The sequence below is a fragment of the Providencia sp. PROV236 genome, from assembly GCF_033676985.1.
Lineage (GTDB): Bacteria > Pseudomonadota > Gammaproteobacteria > Enterobacterales > Enterobacteriaceae > Providencia > Providencia manganoxydans.
On record NZ_CP096299.1, the window covers coordinates 26,086 to 49,851 of the forward strand.

Genomic DNA, 23,766 nt, shown 5'->3' on the forward strand with positions numbered 1-23,766 from the left:
GCCTCTTATAGTATTAAGTGTATTAGCTCAGATTTGACCTGACACAGCTCTGGACTTCGTGCGTGAGGAATAGACCACGACTATGTACAGGAGCCATAACTAATAAGACAAAAAATCACCTATTTTTAGCTGATAATACGCACGAGAATTTAGACTTGAAGATATATAGCTAGCATCTTTTACTTCCAGTATCGCGACAAGAAACCGGTAAATTAATGCTTTTATTTGTAAAAGAATATTATCGTGTTCTGAACTTGATCTCTCTGTTCCGTATGCAGAGAATCCCAGCGGCTGATCAAAGAAAATTGCTTCATGGAAGCTATCATTTCGGATTGGTGTAATACTGTCTTTTCCATCAGCCCAAAATGGGGGATGCATCTCAAACTGTTTACACATCCATTTAACTCTATCGATATGTTTGGGTTTTTCATGTTTTTTTGTTATATCTCTTCTATCCCACATAATAGAAAAGCACCCATCGAGTGCCATATAAAGATACTGAAATTTTTCAAAATGTAGGAGTTGTGGTCGTTGAGCCAAAAATAATGCATGAATAACTGCTGCTATACGCGTGCATTCACGAGGGTGATGGTTTTCTTTTTTCAAATAATTTAAAGCCACCTGTATGGCATTTTGTTCGCTTGAATCTGATACAACAAAATCAACCAAAGCTCCGGGTTTGATAGGTGTTGCATCTAAAAAACCAGCTTGAGTCGTTGTCAGGCGCATCCCAGTAAAGAATGATAAGCACCAAATGACAAAATTTAAATCTTCCTGACTGAAGGCTCCATTTAGTGTCAATATATGGGTATTAGGCAGACTGAAAACTCGATTACTGTATGGTTTTGTGCTTACGTTACCATACAGATCTTTGACTTTTTGTGAACCAGCATAAAACCAATCTTTATCGACGTTAGGATGGGCTTTTATATCGTTTATAACTGACTTATATTCTGGGATGGTAATAACTGAAAAAAAATCGGTTTTAATATCCAGATATTTTGGATAAAAACCAAATTTAGTAGAATTACTTTCAACAGTTGGTTCTTTTGCATATACGTTCATAGTTACCTTTTCAAAAAATTTTTGCTCCTATGATAATCATAAGCACTAACGTTTTCTACTCGCTCAAACCAGACTGTCAGATTAGGTTTGGCTCTGTGCCATAGCTGTGTCAGGTCAAATCTGAGCTAATACATATTAAGGTATTTTCTTATCCAATTCTTTAATTAAGTCTTTAATCATTTCAGGTTTGGTTTCTAAACTCAACTCTAACGCAGCTTTGATATCTTCAAATGGTAGATTGGATAACGTTACCAATGCCGCTCTAAACACATCAGAACGGCTCAGATTCGCTCTACGAGGCACAATCCTTAATAGGTCAACTAATTCATGATACTCGTCTTCCATCGAGACGGTACGGCTCTTAATTGGATCATCACTATTCTTTCTGCGACCACGCTGTTTTACCGTTTTTTCTTTTAGTTTTGAGTTGCCAATAAATTCTTGCATTGCTACTTCGCGGTCTTGTTTCGCCAATCCGCCTAATGGATTCTTAGCCATTATTTCTCTCCCTATACACAAATTCTTTTACTAATGCTTCAATTTCTTTTTCAGCTTTTTTATCTCGTTCTACGGTGGGTAACTCAAAAATTGTTCGACCCGCTTCTTCGGCATCATCATAAACGTTACGTGCATATAGATTGGTATCTAGTGCAATCATACCAAATGTTTCGCAAATTTCTTTTGCGCCAATAATTCGCGTTGCCTGGTTAGGTAAAGAAGGGCATTGGTTCATTACAACGCGCACTAACAAATTTTCATTTATGATTTGTGCCTTTTCGACAATCCCATCTAAAGCAGCAAGAGAACGAATATCTCGACGTTTAGGTCTAATAGGTAGCAATAGATGTGTTGCTACTAGCATCGCTTCACGTTGAACCTCTGAGTCAAAGCCACCAGCATCGATAACCACATAATCATATTTGTTCGCATTTTCGCTTAGGTAGTCCATAACACCTTCGGTTAGATAATTAAAAGAAAAATTATCTAATTTAAGGTCTGCCGCAAATGATGTTCTATCCTGACACCATTGATAAGTGGTTTTTTGAGCATCGATATCGAGTAAGTGTACGGTTTTTTTTGCCTTAACTAATAAATATCCAGCAATTTGTTGGGCGATTGTGCTCTTGCCGGGTCCACCTTTGCTTCCGCCCACCAGTATAATTTTTGTGTTACTACTCATGGATTTTGCCTTTTCGATTATTTATAAGTCGATAATTTTTTCTATAAGATACCTTTAATATTTATAAATTGAAAGAAAAGGTGAAAATAAAAACCTTTAATAATTCCCAATGTTTACTTATTTATATTGTTTAGATAAACAAAAGGGAAGCTAGATGCTCCCCTTTTTCCAACCACACATCCTATAACCTATAAGATTGTGGGTTAATATTGACCGCGCTGTTTCTGGTGTGAATACATCCTTGTCACTGATATAAATCGGTGAAGCGATGTCACAAAATATCGGCTCAATTTTCTGCTCTGATTTACTTACGCATCCAATCATTACGAAGCTCATTAACAACAGCATCGTCAGTTTTAGAACGTATTTCATTTTCAACCTCGTTATTGACGGACGTTGTTTTATTTAAACGGGCAATCGTGTATTTGTTTTGCTTTAGTTCAAAGGTTTTCCTAGCGGCTCTACCACCTAGTTTGTACAATGAAAACAAAACAAAAATAATCGCCAACATAGTGAATAATATGATTTTAATTTTATTCACCATTATCACACTCCCACGATTTCCAAAATCATAACCATTAGCTGACAAGGGTAATTGTACGTACCTACATTAACGGGGGAGTGGAATATAGAGTCTTGTATAAATGCAACCTCAGCTTTGTTGTTAACGATCCTACCCATATAAACCGCTGTATAACTGTTGTAACCAACAATGTTTGAATCCATTTGACCACCATCCAAAACCATTGCGAATGTTCTACCTACTGGAAGCTGCAATGACCAAGACTTAATATGGTCAAGATAATACACACCGAATACACGCATTACAGACCAGTTTGAACTAAACACTTTAGTTTTCGACGAATTAAAAACTTCTATTCCACTTTTTGAAGAAGACCAATTATATGCAGCATTTCCATATTCGTAAGCAATACAACTTGGCGTTCCCGAATTATCGTAATTTCTAGCGATAGTGACTTCATTTAGATTTTTTGTCTGATCACCAACGTATGCTCTACACCACGACGAACATCTTAGGGCAACTAATGATGAATTAGCTGATTTAACAAAAGAAGTAGTTGCAGAAGTATAAACATCCCCTGTTACAGCCTTTGTTCCAGCTTTTAAAGAGAGATTGTTGACTTTTTGCAAACACATGCAAAAGTTTTCACCATCTATTTGAACAGCTCCGTTTTGCCCTCTGACCACAAATCCATTTTTTGAAGCCATTACATAACCCCATAATACAAAATGAACGGCTTTGCAGCCGTGAATGGATAAGCTCCTGCTTTAATTACTAAAGTGAGGGTTGTACCTGAAATCGTTACCCTATAGTCTGTATACGAGTTTCCATACCCACCTCCGACCCAATAAAATAACGTTCCTTGCCCTGCAAGCTCAGGAAATGAATAGGTGTAGGTTGCTTTAGTGCCAGCAGGTAAATTGTTAATTATTTTTTGTCCACAAAAGCGTCCTATTTTATCTGTAATAGATAAAATACTCTTTCCGCCTGCGTCATATACTTCAAGACCTGATTTCATAATAAAAGGGCTTGTTTTTACAAACCCTCTCCATAATTAGTTAAATTCCTTTTTGGTAACGCTTAACCTGTGCGTATGCAATCACGCAAGCAACGATGATGGTTGCGGCACCGAAAACAACACGCACAACAGATCCGCTAGTTAAATGACTTTCTGATTTCGTCAGAGCATCGGAAATTTGAGGCATAACTTCGGCAATTTGACCTACACCTAAAGATGCCGCTACGGTGGCACTTGCTGTCTCTTTTGTGACAGGAAGTTTCGCTACAGTTTTAGTTTTTTGCACAACACCAGCGCGTCGAAGCCCTTCATCTACAACTTCACGGCTGTACCAACTATTAAGATTCTTCAATCCACCGTCACCATTTTCTTGACGAATGATTGCTTCAACCAAAGGTCGCATAATGTTGTAGTCATGCAGATTGATATTTTGATCGGGGGTTACACCAATGGATTTGCTTACGAAACGAATGTAATTGTCGGTGTGATTTTCGACAGAGGGCGCCCATCGTTCTACAATCTCTCTTACCGTATCGATACGTGTGCCATTAGCGGCTTTACGTTTATCATGATAGGTAATTAACGTGACAGCCAACGCTCTGATGCCGAATGTTGGATCAACAAAAGTACAAAATCGCTTGTCTTTTTGTTGTTTGGCAAGCCCTTGCCACGGCGAACCCAATTCTAAATTACCGGGATTGTTGTTACGAATCCCTTTGGGTGTTTTTATTTCTTTCATAAAAAACTGTCCTTAGTTTCCTACGCCATTCTTTAAGCCCCACGCCGCCAGCCCAAAGATAAGAGCCACGACGATTATTGAGCCAACTTTAGAGATAATCCCACCATAGAAACCACTAGAAAGGCTGTCTAGGCGTGTAAGTAGTTTGTCGATGTTGGCGTGTTGAACGCTATGTTGAGTCGCAGTCATATCACCAAAATAATTTTTAAGGTGACGTTCCACTTCCTCGCCGACTTTATCTTTCAAGTCGTCACGCATTTCTACAGCAATTTGTTTCGCCGCTACTTTTGCGATCCTGTCCACCACTTCGGGGGTTAACTCCCCCACCCTGTTAGCCATTTAAACCTCCATGTTTAGGCATTAGGTGTGAGAGAGTTTTATAACATAATATAATACGTATTTACATACCTACAAATCAAAGTAAACCTAATCTAACTCGTAACACTCCTTTTTCATCATAAACATCGATACGGTTATTTGTAATACTCAATCGCCCCTGTCCTGATGTTTGACCATTCATCTCCAACACTCCATTTTTACTTAGCTTCCAACCGGTCTTTCCTGCGGCATAATTGTTAGATTGAAGATCGCCAAATTTTGCACTATCAATTGAACCATTCTTGATTGATGCTGCACTGATGTAAGTAACCCCACCATCAATGACAAACGGCGTTGTTGTTGTTCCATTGGCTGTATTAATCAATGCGAATCGGTCAGCTTGAACTAAAAACTGAGATTGAAGATTTTTACCCTCGATGCCTAACGCAATGCCAGCCGCATATTTCTGACCTTTTGCGTTGGCTGCCATTTTAACCATCCACGTTGAGCTAAGACCAGCACCGCTTGCAACCGTTTTTTCAAGTGTCTCTATTTTGGCTGACTGCCCTTTAAATTGAGATTCCATTGAGTTTTTGGTTTCAGTTTGTGCTTTGCTTACATCACTCACTGATTTACTAACTTGGTCAATTTTGGTGGTGTTGCCGTTAACTTTCGTCGTCAACTGACTTAATGACGAACTGTGTGCGCTAATATCTTTTCCATGTTGAGTAACAGTGCTTGTAAGAGAGTTTAACGCTGTAGAATCAGCTTTCTTTCCGACAGTTGTTTTTAAGTTTGTCACATCACTTGCGGTAGTGTTTAACTTTCCATCAATCGAGGTTACTTTCGTAGAAAGATTGGATATTGCATCAGATGTACCTTTGCCAAATGAAACTGGTATTAATGATGCGTTGTATGCAATAGGCGCAACCGCTTGACTGTTGCTTGTATATGCCGCTGTTCTGATAGTATGACCACAATTTTTAGGTTTAGTTAATTTGTAGAAAGATCCGCCTCGTAGATACACATATTCAATAGAGCTATTCGACAATTGACCAGGCGTTAATACCGGAGATTGATTAGTGAACCTAAAATCAAAGTTCTGAATGATTCTGTTTTGAGCCTGTGTACCCCAACCATCGCCGCTAACATTCCATTCAAGAATTGTAGAGAATGTTTTTGTTCCATGCGTTGCATAACTAGGTTTATTTGTTGGAAATTGCCCCAATGTTCTAAATACTTTGAAGTAGTATCTAGTTAAAGTATTTAAATGCAATGTAACGGGGTAATAAGTATTTTGGTCTAGCTTACTGAGGTCTAAATCTACCTCAATTAAATCTGTTAAGTCGCTTTTGACCTGATCTATTTTACTTGATAGCGTTGTAATACTTGATGTTGCAGCATTGACTTTTCCCTCAACGGTATTCACTTTTGAGGTTAATGAGTTAAGAGCTGTCGTATCGGCTTTCTTACCAACGTTATCATTCGTAGTTTTAAGGCTGTTTTCTAACGATGTCGCTTTACTGCTTACCGAAGAAATGTCTTTACCTTGCTGAGTGACCTTACTCTCCAACGCACTTAAAGCAGTTGCATCGGCTTTTTTACCAACGTTATTGTTGGTTATATTTAAATCATTTTGTAACTTTGTGAGCTGTGAAGAATGAGAAGTGATATTTCCACCTTGTTGCTTCACAGTATTATCTAGTTTAGAGATGGCACTAGCATTTGCAGATGCCAAAGAAGCCGCACCGCTAGAATTGCCATAATTCATCAATACACCGTTGACAAACTCTATAGAAGTTTCCACAAAAGCGTTCGAGTCATTGCCAGAGCGCGATGCCAATTCAATCGAATCACCTCCTCTAGCGCCTATTCTTCCCACAAGAATGTAAGCGCCTCGATGCGGAAACGAGGTAAATGTTTCTTTTGTTCCACCAAGAAGTTCTATTGCAGCCAAAATTGATAAACGATTTTGATTTGGCTCATCGCTAGTTGTAATCGCAACGTATGTTCCGTAAGGCAACGCTTTAATATCATTAACTAAAGTAGTGGCATTCGCTGCGTTGCCATACACATCGTAAGTCTTGCTTGAAGCAACATCTACCATACCTTTTGTATTTTTCTTAAATACAACTACACCGTAACTTCTACCGATACTTGCAAGCACTTTTCCGTTGTTATCAAAAACTCTGCCTGAATAACCAGATCCAGCCCCACCAGAGGTAATAACGAAAGTAATTCTTCCGTTTAACGATGATTGTAGAGAGGTTACGCTGTTATTCGTTGCCGTAATATCTTTGCCTTGTTGAGTCACTTTACTATCTAATGCAGATAATGCAGATGAATCGGCTTTTTTACCAACATTAGAGTTTGTTGTATTGAGACTATTTTGTAATGCGGTTAACTGTGACGATTGTGATTTCGTCGTGTTAGTTAAACTGTCTAACGATGATTTAGCCGAAGACATAAAGTTTGTTACTTCTGGCGTAGCAGAGGCGTAATCGGTTGTCTCATAAACTTCAATTTGCGCTAAATACCATACTAAAGGTGCTGCGGATGTTGGTGCTTTTGTTTTACCACCATCAGCTATATAAACACTTACATGACCGAAAGTTTCAAATTTACCCGTTGAACCACATTTTGTAATACGGTAGTAAGTTTCGTACTTACCTGTTCCTGTGTTGTTTCCGACAAACTTATCAATACGACCATCACCTGTAGCATTTGCATGTGCTTGCAGTCCCCAACCGACAGGCAATTTGATGATATATTTAGTGACAAAGACCGCATTGGCTTTAGATTGAACATTTCTAATAAAACCACCGAAATTTGGGCTTGCTGTGCCCTTAGCGGTCAAAACAATTTCATGGCTTGAAGATGTGGGATTATCTACTTGACGTTTTGTAGTTGCGATTAGAGCCATTCCGTTGTTTGCATTGTTATATACAACAACATCGTTGCTACCGCCATTAAAATTAGGGTTTGATACTAGCTGCTTGCCGTTGGTTGTAATTCTCGCTAATAAATTCACATCATCTAAATCATTCTTGATTGCAGAAGTGGAATTTTTCAGCTCGGTAATACTATTTCCGTGTGAGCTAATGTCTTTACCTTGTTGCGTGACTTTATTATCCAAAGCACTCAATGCGCTTGATTCAGCTTTTTTACTCACATTTGCGTCAGTCGTTTTGAGATTGTTTTTTAGTGTAGCTATTTCACTCGCTGACGAGGTTATATCTTTGCCTTGTTGTACAACTTTACTGTCTAACGTTGAAAGCGCCGAGCTATCCGCTTTTTTGCTCACATTATCATTGGTCATTTTCAGGTTATTTTGTAAAGTCGTGACGTTTGTTGAAATAGTCGAAATATCTTTACCTTGTTGAACAACCTTACTATCTAACGAAGATAGAGCAGTGCTGTCGGCTTTTTTGCTTACATTAGTGTTAGTTTCATTTAACGAATTTTTTAACGAATTAATCTGACTACTAACCGCAGTAATATCTTTACCTTGCTTATCGACTTTATTATTTAAGCTAGATAAGGCTTCACTATTCGCCGATTGTAGATTTGATATGTCATTCGCTGATGCAGTATCGAGAGGTGACATAGACCAATCAGTACGAACATTACCAATTTCTACTTTAACTCTTGATTTAATTACCTCATTCAAAGTTATATCTGAATTGTCCGACTTAGTGATTACAACTGAAATAAAACCAGAAAATGCAGGTATAATTAGATCGTTTTGCCTCCATGTAAATGACCGAGCCGCTCCCAAATATTTTGAATTTGCATCGTAAGAGCACACAAAGAATTGATACCCCTTATCTATGCTTACAACAATCCCTTTGGTTGCATTAATCAGTGTTTTATTTCTTACTCGGTTTTTAGCCGGATATTTAACATCATTATAAACAGCACCTATATTTGTCGCTTCACGCACTGTACCTATTTCACTATCCGCAACCGAAATGAGGTTTGTGCCTCCGACAGTCATATTATTGACAGTATTCGATAATTTAACCAGATTGCCGCTAGTAGAAGTTAAATCCTTACTTTGTTGAGTCACTTTACTTTCAAGCGCGGTAACAGCAGACGAATCAGCCTTTTTACTGACATTAGAATCTGTTGTGTTGATCCTATTTTGCAAGGTGTTGAGTAAACCACCCTGAGAGGCGATATCTTTTCCTTGTTGTGTCACTTTGCTGTCTAAAGTTGATACCGTCGATGAATCTGCTTTTTTATTAACGTTCGCATTGGTTGTGTTTAGATTGTTTTGTAAGCTATTTACCAAACTACCTTGTGAGACTATATCTTTGCCTTGCTGAACAACTTTACTTTCTAAAGCACTTAAAGCAGAGCTATCCGCTTTTTTGCCTATGCTAGTGTTAGCCACCCCCAAGTCATTTTGTAGTTTCGTAACCGCAGAGCCTTGAGAAGTTAAGGTTTTACCCTGTTCTTCTACTTTAGAATTTAGCGAATTAACTGCGCTAGAATCGGCTTTATTTTTCAACGTAGTGTTGATTGCGGTTATATCGTTGCCTTGTGCTTTCTGAGCTGTACTTATTGACTCTACAGACTTATTGACCGCTGTTAAGCTTTCACCTAAACGAGTTTCTAACGTTCGACGCTGTAATGCTTCTGCTTTATCTGCGGTTGTTCTCGCTTCACGCTCACTGAAAATTAATCCTGATGTAATTTTAGTAACATCAGTACCATCATAATCACCGCGCATTTGTGTTGCTAATGATTGACGCTCTTTCGCTTCTGCTTTATCTGCGGTTGTACGAGCCTGTTCCTCCTTCTTAATCGCTGCGGCATTTGCATCTGTCGCTGTAGAAAGATTAGTGATCCGCATTGCCAAAGCATCGGTTTTTGTTTGGATTTTCCGTTCACTTGCACTGATAGCAGCACCGCGCTCGACTTTTTCATTTAAGATCTCTTTACTCAACTCAGCCGATTTAGTTTGAATAGCTTCATTTCTTAAACGAGTTTCTTCTTTCAACGCATTTGAACGAGCCTTGGCTTCATTTTGTAAACCTAGCAAACGGGCATCTGTTTCTTTTTTGATATCAGCGACACGAGACTTGCTTTCAGCTACTAGATCATCGGCACGTTTTTGACTTTCTGCTGCAACACTATCGTTACGATTTTTAATTTCTTGCGTCAGTTTTTCACTTAACGAATTGGTCGAATTGGTCAATGCTGTAACAGATTCTTTTCGATCTGCTATCTCTTTATCAACTGAGGTTGATAGTTTAGTTATATCTGAAATGGCTTTATTTGCCATATCTTTACTTTCAGCAACATTTTTCTTAACTTCATCAACTTGAATTTTGACATCTTCATTAACTTTTTCAGCAGCTAGATTAGCGGCATTTTCGTTAATATCAGCCAGTAAATCTTTACTTAATTCTGTTTCGGTAATTTTATCTTTTAAGAACGACATAACTTCTTTTGTCGTCGCTTGTGTACCTATATTTGAGTTAACAGGACTCAACATGCCGCGTTTATTGACAGCTCTTACCCAATAAAACCACGTTACATTATCCTCAAGACCTGAGTGGTTGAACGTTGTTGACGGCACAGAAGCCAGTAAACTCGCCGTCTCGAACTTATTCGTTTTCGAGCCATAGACATTTATTTTTTCCAAGTCAATTGCGGCTGGTGCGATCCACGTTAAGACATTTTGACGGTAATCACCGACAGCCACTAATTGCTTAGGTGCGTCAGGTGGATTCGACTTGCCTAAAACGGCATAAGTGGACGCGATAGCGTTTGTTTTTCTGCCTGTAATAGAAATTGCGAACACTTCAACATCATACTTAGCGTCTTGCTGTACATTTAATATTTCGTATTGAGTATCAAACACCTCAACAACCGCCCAGTTATCAACCACATCACTACGGCGATATCGAATGGTGTATTGGGTAGAACGCCCCTGCCAACTTACGATTAATTTGTTAGATAAATTACCCGGTGATGATAGATAGGTGGTTTCGTTAATTTCGATATTAGATGGAGTAACAAAAGTCGGATCTTTGACAGTTGTTTTACTTGGAATAAGTGTCGCCCCGTTATCAATGGCTTGATATTTACTTGGGTTATGGGAAACACCTGTAATTTCAAAAACACCTTTTTCGTCAGTATCTTTGATACTAACAACGCGAACAAGTTCAGGCTCTAAATCGGGTTCTGTTACCATCCATACAACCAAGTTCACAGGTTCTTCGTGAGCTTTAAGTGGTTCTTTAAATGTCAGGACGCTGCGCTCTCCCGCCGCTTCTAGGACGTCTCTGTCAATTAACTTACCCTCTTTTGACATGAACGAAATAAACGCCCCTGAGTTGCTTAGATTTACGCTCTGGTCTAATTTGATACTGTTTTTAGTGAATGAAACAATACGCCCTGAGTTACGTTTTCCTGAGCGATATTTGTCATTCAGCTTAACTACGTCACCAGGCATTAATGCGGAGCAGTCTATACCCGCTTTAAACAGAATAACGTCTGTTTCCATCTTCGCGGTGTATAACAGCCATAAACCAGTCCTATGAGCTTGACCGCGACTTGTGCATCCGAAAGCCAACAATTCTGTTTTGACAACACCACGGTCTTTAATCGCATCCTGATCTTCAACATATTCGATATTTTGTTTGTAGAGGTCGTCTTTGTCATTATAAGTAACAACAGCAACGGTAGGACGGTCTTTGCGCGCAGAACCTTTACGAGTAACGCGACCAATAATATTTGCTGATGAAAATAGCATTACAGGGTCGCTAGGCTTATCTTGGCGCATGTTAATCATGCCACCAGCCCAAAATACCATACCTCTAAATACCGATGCTATATCGTTAATGACTTTAAAGGCTTCTTGTCGTGATGAAATGACCGTGTTAATCGCAAATCGTTTTTCTTTTCCACCAAAGCCGTCTGAGACTTCTTCATCACAATAGCGACCGATTTGATATAGCATTCCTACGTCAACCATGTGCTCTTTGACGTATTTACCTAAGCCATAGCGATCACTGATTAGAATGTCATACAATATCCATGCAGGGTTTGAAGATACACGATAATCAAAACTACCATCCCAATCGCCGCTGTATGTGTTATCAATTGGGTCATAATTTGACGGCACACGAATTAACATGCCAGACACCAAATAGGAACGACGTGGCATATTGTTGCCGAACTCTTTAGAGTCAATGGAAATTCCGACTAAGGCGCTGTTTGGGTATGTCATTTTGGCAAAAATAATTTCGCCGTAAGAGCCTAAAATTGTTTTATTGACTAAATAATCACTATTACTGTCAGCCGTAAGCCTAATAACTTTGATTCGATAGTTTTTACCCGGCTTTGGCAAATCGATAAAATATTCTTTTTGGAATTTGCCACTGGATTTTTTCGATACTTTAATAATATCTGACTTGTAATCTACAGGCTTTACTGGTTTAAACGAACCATCGCCTACCGCAAGTTGGAATTGGAACTCAACCGAAGTGCCGTTGATATCACCGCTTTCTTTGTCCGTAGAGCTTAGGCGAGGAAAGTCCATGATGATACGCACACGGTCTGTTTCATCATTGTCAATTTGAATAGTTTTCGGCGTGGATGCTTTAACCTCAACGGCAACCGCTTTAGGTGTTTCGATATCATCGAATCCCTCAATTGGATCTTGGTTTTGTTGACCTTTGCGTTCCCAAATTTTCACACCGCTAAAGTTAGGTGTTCCATCAGGGTTTAAAAGAGGGACATCATCAAGAAAAACTGATTTTCCTCCCTCTTTTAGTCCACCAATAACACCCTCGCCTAGTAAATCCAAAATAAAGGCAAGAGATTTAGATTCAACATTATCTACAGCTTCTATTGGCGTTCGAGAGCTACCGCCCTTACTTCCTCCACCACCAGCACCCGCAATAATTCCCTTTTTCATCAATTCAATCTCCATATTGAATAATGTATGTATTAGGGTACGTATTGTAAGACAAATAAACAACCTTAACAATTTAAGATGGGAAAGAGTTTTAAGGGATGGGCGAGGCTTGTATGAAGTATAAGTCCGCTAAATTAGCTTAACAAGCTAGATTAAATACCTCTGCTGTGTTTTAGATATAAGGCTTTGGTGATATAATTCAAATAATGTAAACAAAACGGTAAAATGTAAGAGGGTATTATGATTTCAGCCGTTATTCATAATAAATCAAGTCGGTGGTTTTCAAAAAGCATAGAAAATCATTCTAATTCTGAAGAAAAAAAAATACCAAGAGAAGATGAAATAACGTCAACGATTTTCGGATCAATGAAATATTTTAATCATTTGGATGTGTTTAAATTATTTAACAGTATGTGTGATGAAGTAGATGACAGACGCTGTTTATCAATGAATATATCCTTATGGCCTAGCTTAAGAATATTAAAAAATAAAAAACGAGTAGAGCCTGATGCAGTTTTTTCATTTACATTAGATGGTGGAGAGGTAAAAAAATTCATACTTGAAGCTAAATGGCTAAATAATGAATATAACTATAATCAATTGGAAAATCAATGGATTGCTTTTGGAAAAAACGCCCCAGAAAATACTCGTCTAATTTATCTAGCCACTTGCATAAAAAACTTCAATTTATATAAAAAAAACATCAATGATAAATGGCGAGGTATAACTTGGAGTAAATTCTCATCAATTCTGTCTAAAATGAAATGTAACGATAAAGTCACATCTGAATTTTTTTATGATTTACATTTGATGCTTGAAAAATTTAATTTTTCTCCATTTACAGGATTCAATCATTGTCTTATTAAAACTGAATTTAAAAAATTTAATTTAAAAATAATTAAGTTCCCATCTAATTTACCGAAAACAATAGATATAAAATGGAGTATATATGATTGACGAAACTAGGCAATCTGCTTTTAACTTCATAGAGTTCTTAGACTCTTTTGAAAAAATAGGTACAGAAATTGAAAGATTAGTTAAACTGATCTGTGATAACTTCATTGAATATCTTAATGACTCTCCACTACAATTTAAAAATACCGAACCGGAAATTCTTTATGGTTATACTAAAAATGATTTTTTTATTAACAGCGTGCTTATTTCATTTCCTATAATCCAAAAGCGGAATAGAACGTCGCAAGAGGGGTATATTAATTTTATTATATCTCTACATGGTGAAGGAGTTAATCAATATGATGAGCTAACTCGTGAGCCGCTAATACACGTTGAGTTCACTTTATATGATCATTCAGAATTTGACAATTTTTTTCACCATCCGATCAAACGTGAAAGATATTTTGATGAAGAAAATATAAATAATTGCAAAACTGTTGTAGAAAACAATATTGTCAGAATGTACTATATATATAATGAAATATCTGAATTGCAAATGTTTGCATTTTCATTAATGCTATTCTCTATTAATAACGCAAATATAAACGACTTTCTTTTTAAACCTGCAAAACACGCATTGTTAAAATATCATTTTAACAATGACGACATACATTATAGTAATTTAGATAATTTTGAATTAATCCCTATCCCCTCATTGTCTTCATATTTTGACGAAATACCAATGGAACAAGACGTAATACTGATAAAAATAATTGATTTTATTTCTAGCAATCAATTATTTACTTTCAAAGATTTGCAAAACCATTTAAGAGTGAGTAGTTGTAACGTCGAAAGAGGATTAAAACAGTTATTAGGTTGTAACTTAATAAAAGAAACTCGTGATGATGAGTATGAAATTGTTAGTACCAAAGATGAAATGATAACGGCCTTATTTCTGTAAATAATATCATAACAAAGAGGGGTTATCCCCTCTTTGTTATTCTGAGACTATAGTTAAATCATTTTTCAGGGATAAGTTGCTCAACCGATAGTTTCAAACTTACCAACTGAGAACCCACCAAGATTTCATCACCGTAAATTAACTGCACTGGCGCACCTTGCTCTACTGTATTTTGAGGCCCATCGAAATAGCTTGAGTTTTTGCGACTATCATTTCCGTTAGTAGTAAACGGCTTTGGTTGTTTCGACAAAAAACCAATCACACCTGACGCAAGCATTGATGAACCTGCGATCATTAACGGCCATGAGAATTGAGGTTGTAAAAAAGCTGCAACTATAAGCGCTACACCAACCGCTGTTTGAATACTCGACATGATTTTACCACCAGCACCGCGATAAATAGGCGTGATATACACATGTGTCATATCGCCGTTATTTTCCATTTGGTACTCTGTTTCGCTCATGTCACGCACTTTGCCATTAGAACGGGTTACTCGAATATGGTATTTCTTGTACTTAGCGGCGTTGGCTTTCATCCAATGAAGTAAGCCATATCGATTTGCATTGATAATCGAAAGCCCCTGTCTTACTGTTCCACAGGCAACATTGTGGATCTTTCCAAATTTTTTACCCAAAACGCCACCAAACTCAAAGGTGACAAGTTTTTTTGATTCTGTCATAACAAATCCCTATGTCTTAAATGATGAACGGTGCATTTCCTATACATTCCGCCATAAATCGCTTTACTACTTAATCGGTTAGTTTGATGGTGCAAAATCAAATTATCGCCCACATACACCGCGCAGTGATCTGGCATTTTTGCGCCAATCTTCATAAAGAACAAATCGCCTTTCTTTGGCTCTGTTCCATGCGGCATTTTAACCAACCCCTGACTTTCAAAATTGTCGTTCAAGATATCTTTATCACCATCCCACCAGTTAGGAACATGCAAGTGAGCGCACAGATCCATATTAACGCCAAATTCACGCTTTAAATAGTCTCTACACAGCGTCCAGCAATCAAAGACACCAAAAGCATAAGTACGCCCCTCTAATGGCATTTCAACGCCACAGGGAGCGATTACGTTCACATCGCTAATAATATAATCACTATCAACATCAGGATTAAAATTCTTAGTGACATTAATAATGTACCACGGCAATTCTGAGGATTCGCAACCTGCAACATCTGCTTCGCTGGCTTTATTCGTTCCATCAGTATGGCTATGCCACACACCAACAACATCCCCCTGCATTTCCGCTGCTATCTGATCGTCTACATCCATCACAAAGAAATTAACGGGATCGTCAGCTACATTTCGACAAAGCACCAACTCGTATTTTTTACCCTGTTTGTTTACCAAAAAACCACAGGCTTCATTTGGGTAAGCGGCGATGGCAGCAAGTTGCATTGAGCGATATAACTCGGGATTCATCATATCTTTAATCATGCGCGTGTCGCTCCGGGGAAGCCGCCAAAAGCAATCAGACCATCGGCAAAATAATTACGTCTTGCTCGGCAACTTGAAAGTCGTTTAGAGCAATAATCCGCACCCGCAATATCCGTCGGCTTATCGTCTTTATCAAAGGCTCTGCCTGTATAACCACATTCGGCGGAACGGTACGTCCACTGGCATGAATTCCGCATTACTTGTCGATTTGGCAGTTGTACTCCCATAAGGTCATAAACAGAAGCAAGCTCGAACTCAACAACTTCGGGCGTTTCTAAAGTTTTCTGGTCGATAAACCAAACATCATTAGGGAAGTGTTGATTAGGATCTGCGTCTTCGTTGGTTTTACTAGGGAAGTTTTCAGCATCTAAAAAACACTGCATGGTGCGTTTGCGTGTCACTTGGCAACCTAGCAAGTCGTCTTTAGCTTGAAGCTCTGCGGAAATTACACCGCCAAAATTAGCCACCTTTAATTTTGGTCGCGGCAATTTCCCCTCGCCGCTGATATCAAAGCCTGTTGCTTGTATTGGCATAGGTTGATAAGTCTTGCCTTGCCAAACAATTGGTTGGTTTACTTCATTTGTGCCAGCGTGAAAATAGAAACGACCGCCACCCGTTCTTTGTGGCAAATCGATTATAAAAAATTCAAAAATAGAATCAGGTGCTAATAGCTGTATTTGCTGTTCAATCGTCTTGATTATCATGATTACTTAATCCTTTAAGTAGTATGCTACCTCCATTGATGAAGGTAGCAAATTTCCTTATTCAAAAACTTGTCTAAATGTTGCAGACAAAGAGGAATATCCCTCTTTACGTGTTGCGTTGTATTCCTCACAAACCACAATCACCTCGTCACCATCCGGTGTGAGCCATTTAAACGAATCTTTACCACCATGAGAAAAGAGGAAATCTTCTATCTCTTTAAGCTCTTTTCGGGTATTTTCAAACATCAAACTCCATTCATATCTACGCCAGTTAAATCCTGACGTTAGACGTTGTTCGTAGCCGTCGTCAAAAACTTGCTTACTGATCGTAGGTTTAAAGTTTTTACGCGATTCAAACTTAGGATGCCATTTAAAACGTTTTTTTTCCATGTGATGTTATTCCCTTAACATACCGCCTGGTCTTTTTTCTTCCGTCATTGTTTCAAGAACAATGGCTTTAATTTTTTTAGCAGCACCGTTCCAATTAGAATCAGAACTTTGCACCGAACTTTCGCTACTATCAGAGCCGTTATTTTCCACATTGATAGAAATAAACACACCCGCGCCACCGCCAGCATCACCTTTAATGTTCATATTAACAGGAATGCGGCGACCATCAGGTAAAGGTACATAGGCTTCGTTATGACTCCCCTCACCAAATAGAGCTAATTGCGGTGATGTTGCTATGCCGCCTTTGGCGTAGGCTTTTAGTGGTATTTCACCTAGTGAACTCATGATACCGCCATTGGCAAAGGCTGGCATATTCGCGGCAAAGCTACCCGTTTCAAATCCGGTTGAACCTGCACCTGCTGCTGGAGCAGCACTACTCGCACCTCCCGCTACTGCGCCACCTACCGCCCCCGCCATACTGATAATACTCCCAATAGAGCTAGAAGCACTAGATGCTCCAAGAGCTGCAATAAAAGTTCCTACAGCCGTAGTCGCGGTTGTCATTACGCCAGCAAATGTGCCAACGGTTGTTGTGGCCGATAGGTCTGCACTAGCTTTTGTTTCAGTTGCAGCCGTTCCGGTAATAGTTGCCCATAACTGTTTTGCATAGCCTGCTATCGTTGCAAAAATACCTTGCGATTGTAAGTTCTCAAACGCGCTTGTAGTTTCCGTGGCAGCTTTGCCTAAATCAGCAGTTGCTTTGGCGTTAGGATCTTTATTTCCGCCACTAGAACCTCCAAGCATTGAGCTGAAACGCTGAGACAATGTACCAAGCAATGATTGCCCCGTATCTCCACTCGCACCTAAACCTAATCCGTTTATCATTGGAGAGACCACCATACTGCGAATAAAGGTGCGTTGAAGTTCTTCAAAGATAAAGTCACCAAAATCTTTAATTGAAAATTCACCTGTTTTTATGAAGTCCATTAAGCGATCTTCTAGGCTATCAAAAACGGATTTGATATTTTCATCAATTAAGTTACCAACGTTTTGATAGTCATAAGCCATTTTTGCGGTGGCGGTTTCTGTCAAACGCACCATTGCTTCTAACTTACCAGCTTTGAATTTTTGGTATTCGTTATCTAGGTACTGTTTGGTTTCCTTATCGTCTTTATACATTTCCCTAATTTTCAGGAAATGCTTGTCCGCCTCTTGGTAACTTTTTTCAAATTCAGCGCGTTGCTCTGCGACTGATTTAGTCATGTTAATCTTAACGGTATCGGAAAAACCGGCCCATTTAGAAATCAGTTGGTCTGCGGTATCTTTCTGCAAAGATTGACGATATTCAGTCTGTCCGGCTTTGATAGCATTAAGCTGTCTGGTTGCTTGGTCAATTTGCTCTTGCGTTAACGCACCCTCGATAGGCTTCGATTTAGACAATTTATCAAGATCGTTAATAACGTCTTTAATTTTCTGATCGTATTTAACTAAAGCCGTGCTTCCGAAGCCAACTTTCTCCTCAAACTGTTCACCCATATCGAGGACTTTTTTATTCACCTCTGACAGTTTTTCAAGCTCTCTCTTAGCTTTTTCGGCTTTAGATTCCTGCGACCTCAAACTTGACGCTGATTTTTTTGTATTTGAGGCATCACCAATCATTCTTGCATTTTTGAGGGCCGCATCAACTGACGCCTTTTGTGTAGAACTAAGTGAAGCATAGGCTTTATCTAAATCATCAACGTTTACTTTTTCAGCTTTTAAGGCTTCAATGATATCTTCATTCATTTGTAGTTCTTGTGAAGAAGATGCATATCGCCCATCGATCATTTTTATTTTTTCGCCCTGATCCATCCGTACTGAGGCAGAATTCCTGATCGAATTTTTTTCTAATGTTTTTAATCTACTGGCTAAAGTATCTTTTGACGACTCCATTAATTCGCCATTAATACCGACAATTTTGCCAGCAAACATTTTTGCGATATTTAAGAGCTTATCAGCGGTGGAATCATACATTTGCACATAAGAATTTAACGATTTTTCCGCTGCTACTATTTGGTTTTCTAACTGAGCTATTTGTGTTTTTTGAGCGTCAGAAAGCTCTTTTCCAACCTTAGATTTCACAGCTTTTAGCTGTTCATGAAGTTTGTCTATGTTGGACTTACTCAAATCGATCATTTTTTTGGTGTTTTCTTGGCTATGTTCTAATTCAGCCTTATACAGCTCTCTTGCCGCATCACCATAACGCTTAATTATTTCATTTTTTTTCTCCTGATTAGCGCCAGCGTCAACAATTTCTAGTTGCATCTGTTTATTCAGTTCTTCAATACGAGATCTAAAATCAGACTGTCTAACCGCTTGTTCCTTTTCAACTTGTTCTTGCTGCAATGACAATTTTTTCTCGTAAGCCGCTTTTTGCCTAGCAATTTCTGTATTAAAAATCGCATCAGATAATTTTGCCGCCTCCGCTTCTAATTTTTTCTTTTCTTCTAAATATGCCTTTTCTTTTGCTACATTTCGGTCATACCCATACCCGCCAGCTTTCCCTAGCTCTCTTTGTTTTAAAGCTGATTGAATTAAGCTTTGTCTGAATTTCAGTTTTCTCTCGACTTCGGCCAAATCTTTTTCTTGCTGTTCTAATGCTTCTTTTAAATCAGCAAATTGCTCATCAGTGACCAACTCAGGGGTATTTTTGGCTGTCTCCATTGCATCTTTAGCTTTTTCATTTACCTTGTCATACCACCAAGCTAAAGCCATTAGAACTTCAATGATTGTTGTGATGGCTAATACAATAAGATTAGCTTTCATTACCGTATTTAAGGCTCTCCAAGCGTGCTTCATTCGACCTATAGCAATAGTGCCTAGATTAAGATCACTACCCATTCGCCCTGCTCTGGAAGAAACACTCAATAAACCTTTCCCAAAGCTGCCTGAGTTCGTTATTGTCGAAGTGATTGCTCGGTTGAAGCCTAAAATAGCGCCTGTTACTGTTTTGAAGAATGACACTACAACCATTGCGCCAGCTATGTACATCAAGGCTTTACCAAGATCTACCAACATGCTTTGGTTATTCATAATCCACGTAAACATTTCTTTGGCTGACTCAACAATAGTTTTTGCCATTTCTCCAAATTGTTTACCGTAATACATTGCAGCATCACTACCTAATAGCCGATTTATATCTCTCATTACATCTTTAATAACATCCATATAACCCGCATCAGCAATAGATTTTGCTAATAATGAGGCATTAGTTTCCATTTGAGAGAGCAAACCAGTGTAGGTATTCATCATTCTGTTAGCAGAGCCGCTATATGAAACCTCAAGCATGTTCATCATGACTTCAATTGCATCTTTGGAACGAACTGTACCTGACGAAACAGCTTTAACTAAGTCCCCCATAGAAACATTCATACCTAACGCCATTGACTGCATAGCGGTTGGAATTGCTTCACCTAACTGCTGACGAAGCTCTTCCATAGAGATAACGCCTTTACCCGACATTTGCTGAATTGCAACGGTGGCGCGTTTTAATAGTTCACTATCGCCACCAAATCTTGCTGTGGCATCAATAAGTCCGTTTAATGAGCCTTTTGTTGGATCTATGCCAGATGATTTCAATTTCACGAAACTATCGGAAATTGCATCTATTGAGAAAGGAGCCGATTTAGCCTGGTTAATGATATAATTGAAATCAGACATTGACTCTTTCGCTTTATCAGTCGAGGTAGCCAATCCCTGTAACATAACTTGAAGACGTTCTAATTTACCCGCGCTATCTAATATCGCTTTTTGGGTATCAAATAGGGTAGATTTTAAAGTACCAAAAGCAAATGAAGCCATTCCCACCGTCGTAATCACGCTCGATATGGTTGAGCCTATTCCTTTAAAACTACCCTCTAAACGTTTAATTCCCTCGCTGGCTTTTACGCCGCGTTTAGAAAGACGATTGAGTAGTCGTTCTGCGTTATCTATTTTTATCTCAAACAATTTGTCGTCGAGAGATAATTTAAAACCTAACGAATCAGCCATTCCTTAGCTTCCTCCGAAAATTTTCCTTAATTTTTCTTCGGCATTTGGATCGGCTTCGGCATTGAAAGGTAACGCCGATTTTTTCGTGACTACTGGCTGTCCCAATCGTTGCTGTAGGCTTTTCTCAAATGCCGAATAACTATCGCCAGTTGCTTGAGCAACCCTTGCTACCTGCAACTGACGAATATCATCTTCTGCTTTTATGCGATCAATGTTTCGGCTTAATAACCAAAACCTCTCAAGAGGCATATCGAGCACGGCTTCTGTACTGTCACCATAAAAAGCAACTACGCGACAAAAATAGAATCCAAAATCGATAGTAACAATCTCGACTCCGTTTTCTTCGAGGGTTACTACTTTGCTTCTTCGCCAGCGTGTTCTTCGTTGATTTCTTCGCCTTGAATAAATGCGAAAGATACGATTTCTTGAAGAAACTCTATAGGCATGGCTTGAATATCTTCTCTACTTAATTCAGGAATAAGCTCATTAACCAACTCCATACCAGCTTCAATTTGCTCTGAGGGGTTTTGTGACTCAATTCCGCCATGTTGGTAGCTTTGTGCTAATGTAAATAGTTTAACGGTTAAAGGCTGTAGATCGTACTTTTTACCGCCTAACATAATTTGTTTTTTCGCAGGGTATAATGCATCTAAATCTAATAATTTTGCCATTTCAAAACTCCGTTTAATTTATGACATAAAAAAGGCTTCATTCAAGAAGCCTTATAATATATTACGTATACCTATACGTACAATCTTTTTAGGTTACGGATTACTTGATTTACTCTCTGAACCTTTTGGCTTTCCAACCGTCTCCTTTGGCTTCGGCGCTGGTTCAGGAATTACTTTTTTTTTGAAAGTTTCCCCAAAACCCCTAATTCATCAGGGTAAGCAGTAAATTCAATAGAGTACACTCGGACATCATCATGCTTGTACGCAAATGAGAAGCTACCCGCTGTCGCCGCTTTAGGCAAGGTAAGGGTGTAATCGTTACCGCTGATAGGTGTCAAAATTAACTCTTGAGCAACTTCAACAAGATTTAATCCAATACCTGTAGCAATCGTCACTGCATCTTTTTCGGCAGATAATGTACTACCCGGCATCACACTAGCCAAGCGCTCAAGTACCGTTTCAGCCAAAGGCACTGTAATTTTGATATTACGACCTTGAATAAACTCTGAAACGACAGTTTCACCTTGTTGGTCTACCGTCACTTTCATGGTGTCAGTTGATACTTCAACCTCAACACCGCCTTTGGTGAATCCCAAATCTTCACCTTTGAACGAAACATTACAAGCACCTAGCTTGATGTTTTCAACTTTATTTCCGGCCATAAGTATTCCTTTACTTATTATTTAATAAAACAACTGAACTCTATCACAACACCAGCCTCAAAAGAACCTCCGTCATTTTGAGGATAAATCGCTGGATGTGAAATAGGTCTAATATAATGAAAAAAAATATCTTTTGTATCAATATCTGTTACATCTAAAACCGCCATTACCGATGTACTTAATTGATTAACCTTTGTCACATTTTCAGCTCTTATCATAAACGGAAACATGTCTTGATAATAGCCTTTTAGTTCAGGATCTATATGTATTCCGTCATTCGGAGTCATAATCAAATACCCACGAGGTATTTTAGGCGGCATGTAATAACAAAAGAGGTCATTTCCGATTTTACCTACATTTTTGCTTTGTAGATAAGACGCTATCGCTTCTAAAATCATTTCCACTTTCCTTTGCCAAAACCAGCTTTTACACCAACATCCTTCAAATCTTCACGTCGGCGTTTCCACACTGTATTACCTGCCCTTTCGATAAAACCTCTACCTACTTTAACTTTCATCCCCATGCCGTAATTCTGACGTTGCTTTTCGCGCGATCTAACGCCTAGTCTATATTGTGAATCGTGCATATAACCCGCATAGCGACCAACAATTACCCCTCTAACGGTACGACCGCGATGGTTAAAACCTCTGCGTGGCGTGTATTCTGAAACAAATAGATTTACATGGACTTCGTTTTTACTATTTTCGACTTTCGCATAAATCGCTTTTTCTAAACTTCCCGTCTCACGAGGTGACATAGCTCTTGCGTATTTCTGCATTTCATTAGCCATTTTACGCATTTCATTTAAGAGATTGCGTTTTAGAGCATTTTGACTGTGCGTTAAGCGTTCCTGAGCACGTTTGAATGAACCGATATTTACTGAGAGACCCATAAATTTGCCCCCACTTCAAAATGCCCTGCTTTCCCTCTAAGACCAAAGCGATTGTGAACTCGTTTCACTTCCAACTTTACCCCCTCAATTAACAAAACATCGTCAATTTTCAGATTGGCTGTTTTTGGGAATATAAGTACGGCATCAAAGAGATCAATATCAGCCTTTCCACCTGATGCCGAGCTGTCTGCTCGAACCGAACTTTTGTCGTAGGACTCAATAAATTTAACAAATCCAACAGGTGATTTTCCTGCGAAAGATAAGGTTGGCTCTCCGTAGATGTTTGTACCTGCTGATTTTCTATAGATAGTTGCTTTTGACTGCCAACTTATTTTCAT

At 38.7% G+C, this 23,766-nt stretch carries 21 protein-coding genes and 1 pseudogene; 2 read left to right on the plus strand and 20 right to left on the minus strand.

The annotated features are described in order from the left end of the window. Positions 1-99 precede the first annotated feature (99 nt). The 9 genes from M1E96_RS21630 to M1E96_RS21670 all read right to left on the minus strand — a co-directional run bounded on the left by M1E96_RS21630 (position 100) and on the right by M1E96_RS21670 (position 12,776). Positions 100-1,065: a hypothetical protein gene (locus M1E96_RS21630; protein WP_369427592.1), complete on the minus strand. Its 966-nt coding sequence runs from the start codon at positions 1,063-1,065 to the stop codon at positions 100-102. A 135-nt stretch (positions 1,066-1,200) separates the two neighbouring features. Continuing rightward, entirely contained in the window at positions 1,201-1,563 is a 363-nt protein-coding gene (locus M1E96_RS21635; RefSeq protein ID WP_136134627.1) for a hypothetical protein, read from the minus strand. Continuing rightward, on the minus strand, positions 1,556-2,245 hold the full coding sequence (locus tag M1E96_RS21640) for a division plane positioning ATPase MipZ (protein ID WP_369427593.1): 690 nt from the start codon (positions 2,243-2,245) through the stop codon (positions 1,556-1,558). The genes M1E96_RS21635 and M1E96_RS21640 overlap by 8 nt, the downstream gene beginning before the upstream one ends. A 304-nt stretch (positions 2,246-2,549) precedes the next feature. Next, positions 2,550-2,789 (minus strand): hypothetical protein, encoded by a 240-nt coding sequence (locus tag M1E96_RS21645; RefSeq protein ID WP_369427594.1) that lies wholly within the window; start codon positions 2,787-2,789, stop codon positions 2,550-2,552. A 2-nt stretch (positions 2,790-2,791) separates the two neighbouring features. Beyond that, positions 2,792-3,475, minus strand: a complete 684-nt coding sequence (locus M1E96_RS21650; RefSeq protein WP_272668668.1) for a hypothetical protein — start codon at positions 3,473-3,475, stop codon at positions 2,792-2,794. Next, positions 3,475-3,786 (minus strand): hypothetical protein, encoded by a 312-nt coding sequence (locus tag M1E96_RS21655; RefSeq protein ID WP_349493679.1) that lies wholly within the window; start codon positions 3,784-3,786, stop codon positions 3,475-3,477. Before M1E96_RS21655 ends, M1E96_RS21650 begins: the two co-directional genes overlap by 1 nt. 40 nt (positions 3,787-3,826) lie before the next feature. Then, positions 3,827-4,516, minus strand: a complete 690-nt coding sequence (locus M1E96_RS21660) for a hypothetical protein (RefSeq protein WP_349493706.1) — start codon at positions 4,514-4,516, stop codon at positions 3,827-3,829. 21 nt (positions 4,517-4,537) lie between these two features. Then, positions 4,538-4,864, minus strand: a complete 327-nt coding sequence (locus tag M1E96_RS21665; RefSeq protein ID WP_349493680.1) for a hypothetical protein — start codon at positions 4,862-4,864, stop codon at positions 4,538-4,540. 76 nt (positions 4,865-4,940) lie between these two features. Further along, positions 4,941-12,776: a phage tail protein gene (locus tag M1E96_RS21670; RefSeq protein WP_369427595.1), complete on the minus strand. Its 7,836-nt coding sequence runs from the start codon at positions 12,774-12,776 to the stop codon at positions 4,941-4,943. Positions 12,777-13,016: 240 nt separating this feature from the next. Between M1E96_RS21670 and M1E96_RS21675 the strand changes: the two genes are divergently transcribed. Beyond that, positions 13,017-13,733: a hypothetical protein gene (locus M1E96_RS21675; protein WP_369427596.1), complete on the plus strand. Its 717-nt coding sequence runs from the start codon at positions 13,017-13,019 to the stop codon at positions 13,731-13,733. After that, positions 13,726-14,631 carry a hypothetical protein gene (locus M1E96_RS21680; RefSeq protein WP_369427597.1) on the plus strand — a complete coding sequence of 302 codons (906 nt, stop codon included), beginning with the start codon at positions 13,726-13,728 and terminating at the stop codon, positions 14,629-14,631. The genes M1E96_RS21675 and M1E96_RS21680 overlap by 8 nt, the downstream gene beginning before the upstream one ends. Before the next feature lie 58 nt (positions 14,632-14,689). On the opposite strand, the gene M1E96_RS21685 is transcribed toward M1E96_RS21680, so the two are convergent. The 11 genes and pseudogenes from M1E96_RS21685 to M1E96_RS21735 all read right to left on the minus strand — a co-directional run bounded on the left by M1E96_RS21685 (position 14,690) and on the right by M1E96_RS21735 (position 23,766). After that, the gene (locus M1E96_RS21685; RefSeq protein WP_369427598.1) at positions 14,690-15,310 is read right to left on the minus strand and encodes a tail assembly protein; all 621 of its coding nucleotides are present in this window, start codon (positions 15,308-15,310) and stop codon (positions 14,690-14,692) included. After that, positions 15,307-16,068, minus strand: coding sequence for a C40 family peptidase (locus tag M1E96_RS21690; protein WP_369427599.1), 762 nt, complete (start codon positions 16,066-16,068; stop codon positions 15,307-15,309). The genes M1E96_RS21685 and M1E96_RS21690 overlap by 4 nt, the downstream gene beginning before the upstream one ends. A gap of 8 nt (positions 16,069-16,076) precedes the next feature. Next, a complete protein-coding gene (locus tag M1E96_RS21695) occupies positions 16,077-16,784 on the minus strand; it encodes a phage minor tail protein L (protein ID WP_369427600.1) in 708 nt (235 codons plus the stop codon). Positions 16,785-16,841: 57 nt separating this feature from the next. Continuing rightward, positions 16,842-17,174, minus strand: a complete 333-nt coding sequence (locus tag M1E96_RS21700; RefSeq protein ID WP_369427601.1) for a phage tail protein — start codon at positions 17,172-17,174, stop codon at positions 16,842-16,844. Positions 17,175-17,180: 6 nt separating this feature from the next. Next, positions 17,181-21,203, minus strand: a complete 4,023-nt coding sequence (locus tag M1E96_RS21705; RefSeq protein ID WP_369427602.1) for a tape measure protein — start codon at positions 21,201-21,203, stop codon at positions 17,181-17,183. A gap of 3 nt (positions 21,204-21,206) precedes the next feature. Next, entirely contained in the window at positions 21,207-21,452 is a 246-nt protein-coding gene (locus M1E96_RS21710) for a hypothetical protein (protein ID WP_272661377.1), read from the minus strand. A gap of 104 nt (positions 21,453-21,556) precedes the next feature. Beyond that, positions 21,557-21,874 carry a hypothetical protein gene (locus tag M1E96_RS21715; protein ID WP_272661376.1) on the minus strand — a complete coding sequence of 106 codons (318 nt, stop codon included), beginning with the start codon at positions 21,872-21,874 and terminating at the stop codon, positions 21,557-21,559. Between the two features lie 182 nt (positions 21,875-22,056). Beyond that, positions 22,057-22,536: pseudogene (locus M1E96_RS21720) on the minus strand (hypothetical protein); the annotation flags it as partial. A gap of 17 nt (positions 22,537-22,553) precedes the next feature. Then, a complete protein-coding gene (locus M1E96_RS21725; protein WP_369427603.1) occupies positions 22,554-22,934 on the minus strand; it encodes a minor capsid protein in 381 nt (126 codons plus the stop codon). Next, entirely contained in the window at positions 22,931-23,428 is a 498-nt protein-coding gene (locus tag M1E96_RS21730) for a hypothetical protein (protein WP_349481070.1), read from the minus strand. The genes M1E96_RS21725 and M1E96_RS21730 overlap by 4 nt, the downstream gene beginning before the upstream one ends. Continuing rightward, positions 23,413-23,766 (minus strand): hypothetical protein, encoded by a 354-nt coding sequence (locus M1E96_RS21735; RefSeq protein WP_136134604.1) that lies wholly within the window; start codon positions 23,764-23,766, stop codon positions 23,413-23,415. The genes M1E96_RS21730 and M1E96_RS21735 overlap by 16 nt, the downstream gene beginning before the upstream one ends.

Coding starts and splice junctions, on each gene's coding strand:
- M1E96_RS21690 (WP_369427599.1), bottom strand. CDS start 16,068: ATGATGAATCCCGAGTTATATCGCTCAATGCAACTTGCTGCCATCGCC.
- M1E96_RS21725 (WP_369427603.1), bottom strand. CDS start 22,934: ATGATTTTAGAAGCGATAGCGTCTTATCTACAAAGCAAAAATGTAGGT.
- M1E96_RS21730 (WP_349481070.1), bottom strand. CDS start 23,428: ATGGGTCTCTCAGTAAATATCGGTTCATTCAAACGTGCTCAGGAACGC.
- M1E96_RS21630 (WP_369427592.1), bottom strand. CDS start 1,065: ATGAACGTATATGCAAAAGAACCAACTGTTGAAAGTAATTCTACTAAA.
- M1E96_RS21675 (WP_369427596.1), top strand. CDS start 13,017: ATGATTTCAGCCGTTATTCATAATAAATCAAGTCGGTGGTTTTCAAAA.
- M1E96_RS21645 (WP_369427594.1), bottom strand. CDS start 2,789: ATGGTGAATAAAATTAAAATCATATTATTCACTATGTTGGCGATTATT.
- M1E96_RS21650 (WP_272668668.1), bottom strand. CDS start 3,475: ATGGCTTCAAAAAATGGATTTGTGGTCAGAGGGCAAAACGGAGCTGTT.
- M1E96_RS21655 (WP_349493679.1), bottom strand. CDS start 3,786: ATGAAATCAGGTCTTGAAGTATATGACGCAGGCGGAAAGAGTATTTTA.
- M1E96_RS21685 (WP_369427598.1), bottom strand. CDS start 15,310: ATGACAGAATCAAAAAAACTTGTCACCTTTGAGTTTGGTGGCGTTTTG.
- M1E96_RS21705 (WP_369427602.1), bottom strand. CDS start 21,203: ATGGCTGATTCGTTAGGTTTTAAATTATCTCTCGACGACAAATTGTTT.
- M1E96_RS21715 (WP_272661376.1), bottom strand. CDS start 21,874: ATGGCAAAATTATTAGATTTAGATGCATTATACCCTGCGAAAAAACAA.
- M1E96_RS21665 (WP_349493680.1), bottom strand. CDS start 4,864: ATGGCTAACAGGGTGGGGGAGTTAACCCCCGAAGTGGTGGACAGGATC.
- M1E96_RS21700 (WP_369427601.1), bottom strand. CDS start 17,174: ATGGAAAAAAAACGTTTTAAATGGCATCCTAAGTTTGAATCGCGTAAA.
- M1E96_RS21680 (WP_369427597.1), top strand. CDS start 13,726: ATGATTGACGAAACTAGGCAATCTGCTTTTAACTTCATAGAGTTCTTA.
- M1E96_RS21710 (WP_272661377.1), bottom strand. CDS start 21,452: ATGCCTCTTGAGAGGTTTTGGTTATTAAGCCGAAACATTGATCGCATA.
- M1E96_RS21635 (WP_136134627.1), bottom strand. CDS start 1,563: ATGGCTAAGAATCCATTAGGCGGATTGGCGAAACAAGACCGCGAAGTA.
- M1E96_RS21695 (WP_369427600.1), bottom strand. CDS start 16,784: ATGATAATCAAGACGATTGAACAGCAAATACAGCTATTAGCACCTGAT.
- M1E96_RS21640 (WP_369427593.1), bottom strand. CDS start 2,245: ATGAGTAGTAACACAAAAATTATACTGGTGGGCGGAAGCAAAGGTGGA.
- M1E96_RS21735 (WP_136134604.1), bottom strand. CDS start 23,766: ATGAAAATAAGTTGGCAGTCAAAAGCAACTATCTATAGAAAATCAGCA.
- M1E96_RS21670 (WP_369427595.1), bottom strand. CDS start 12,776: ATGAAAAAGGGAATTATTGCGGGTGCTGGTGGTGGAGGAAGTAAGGGC.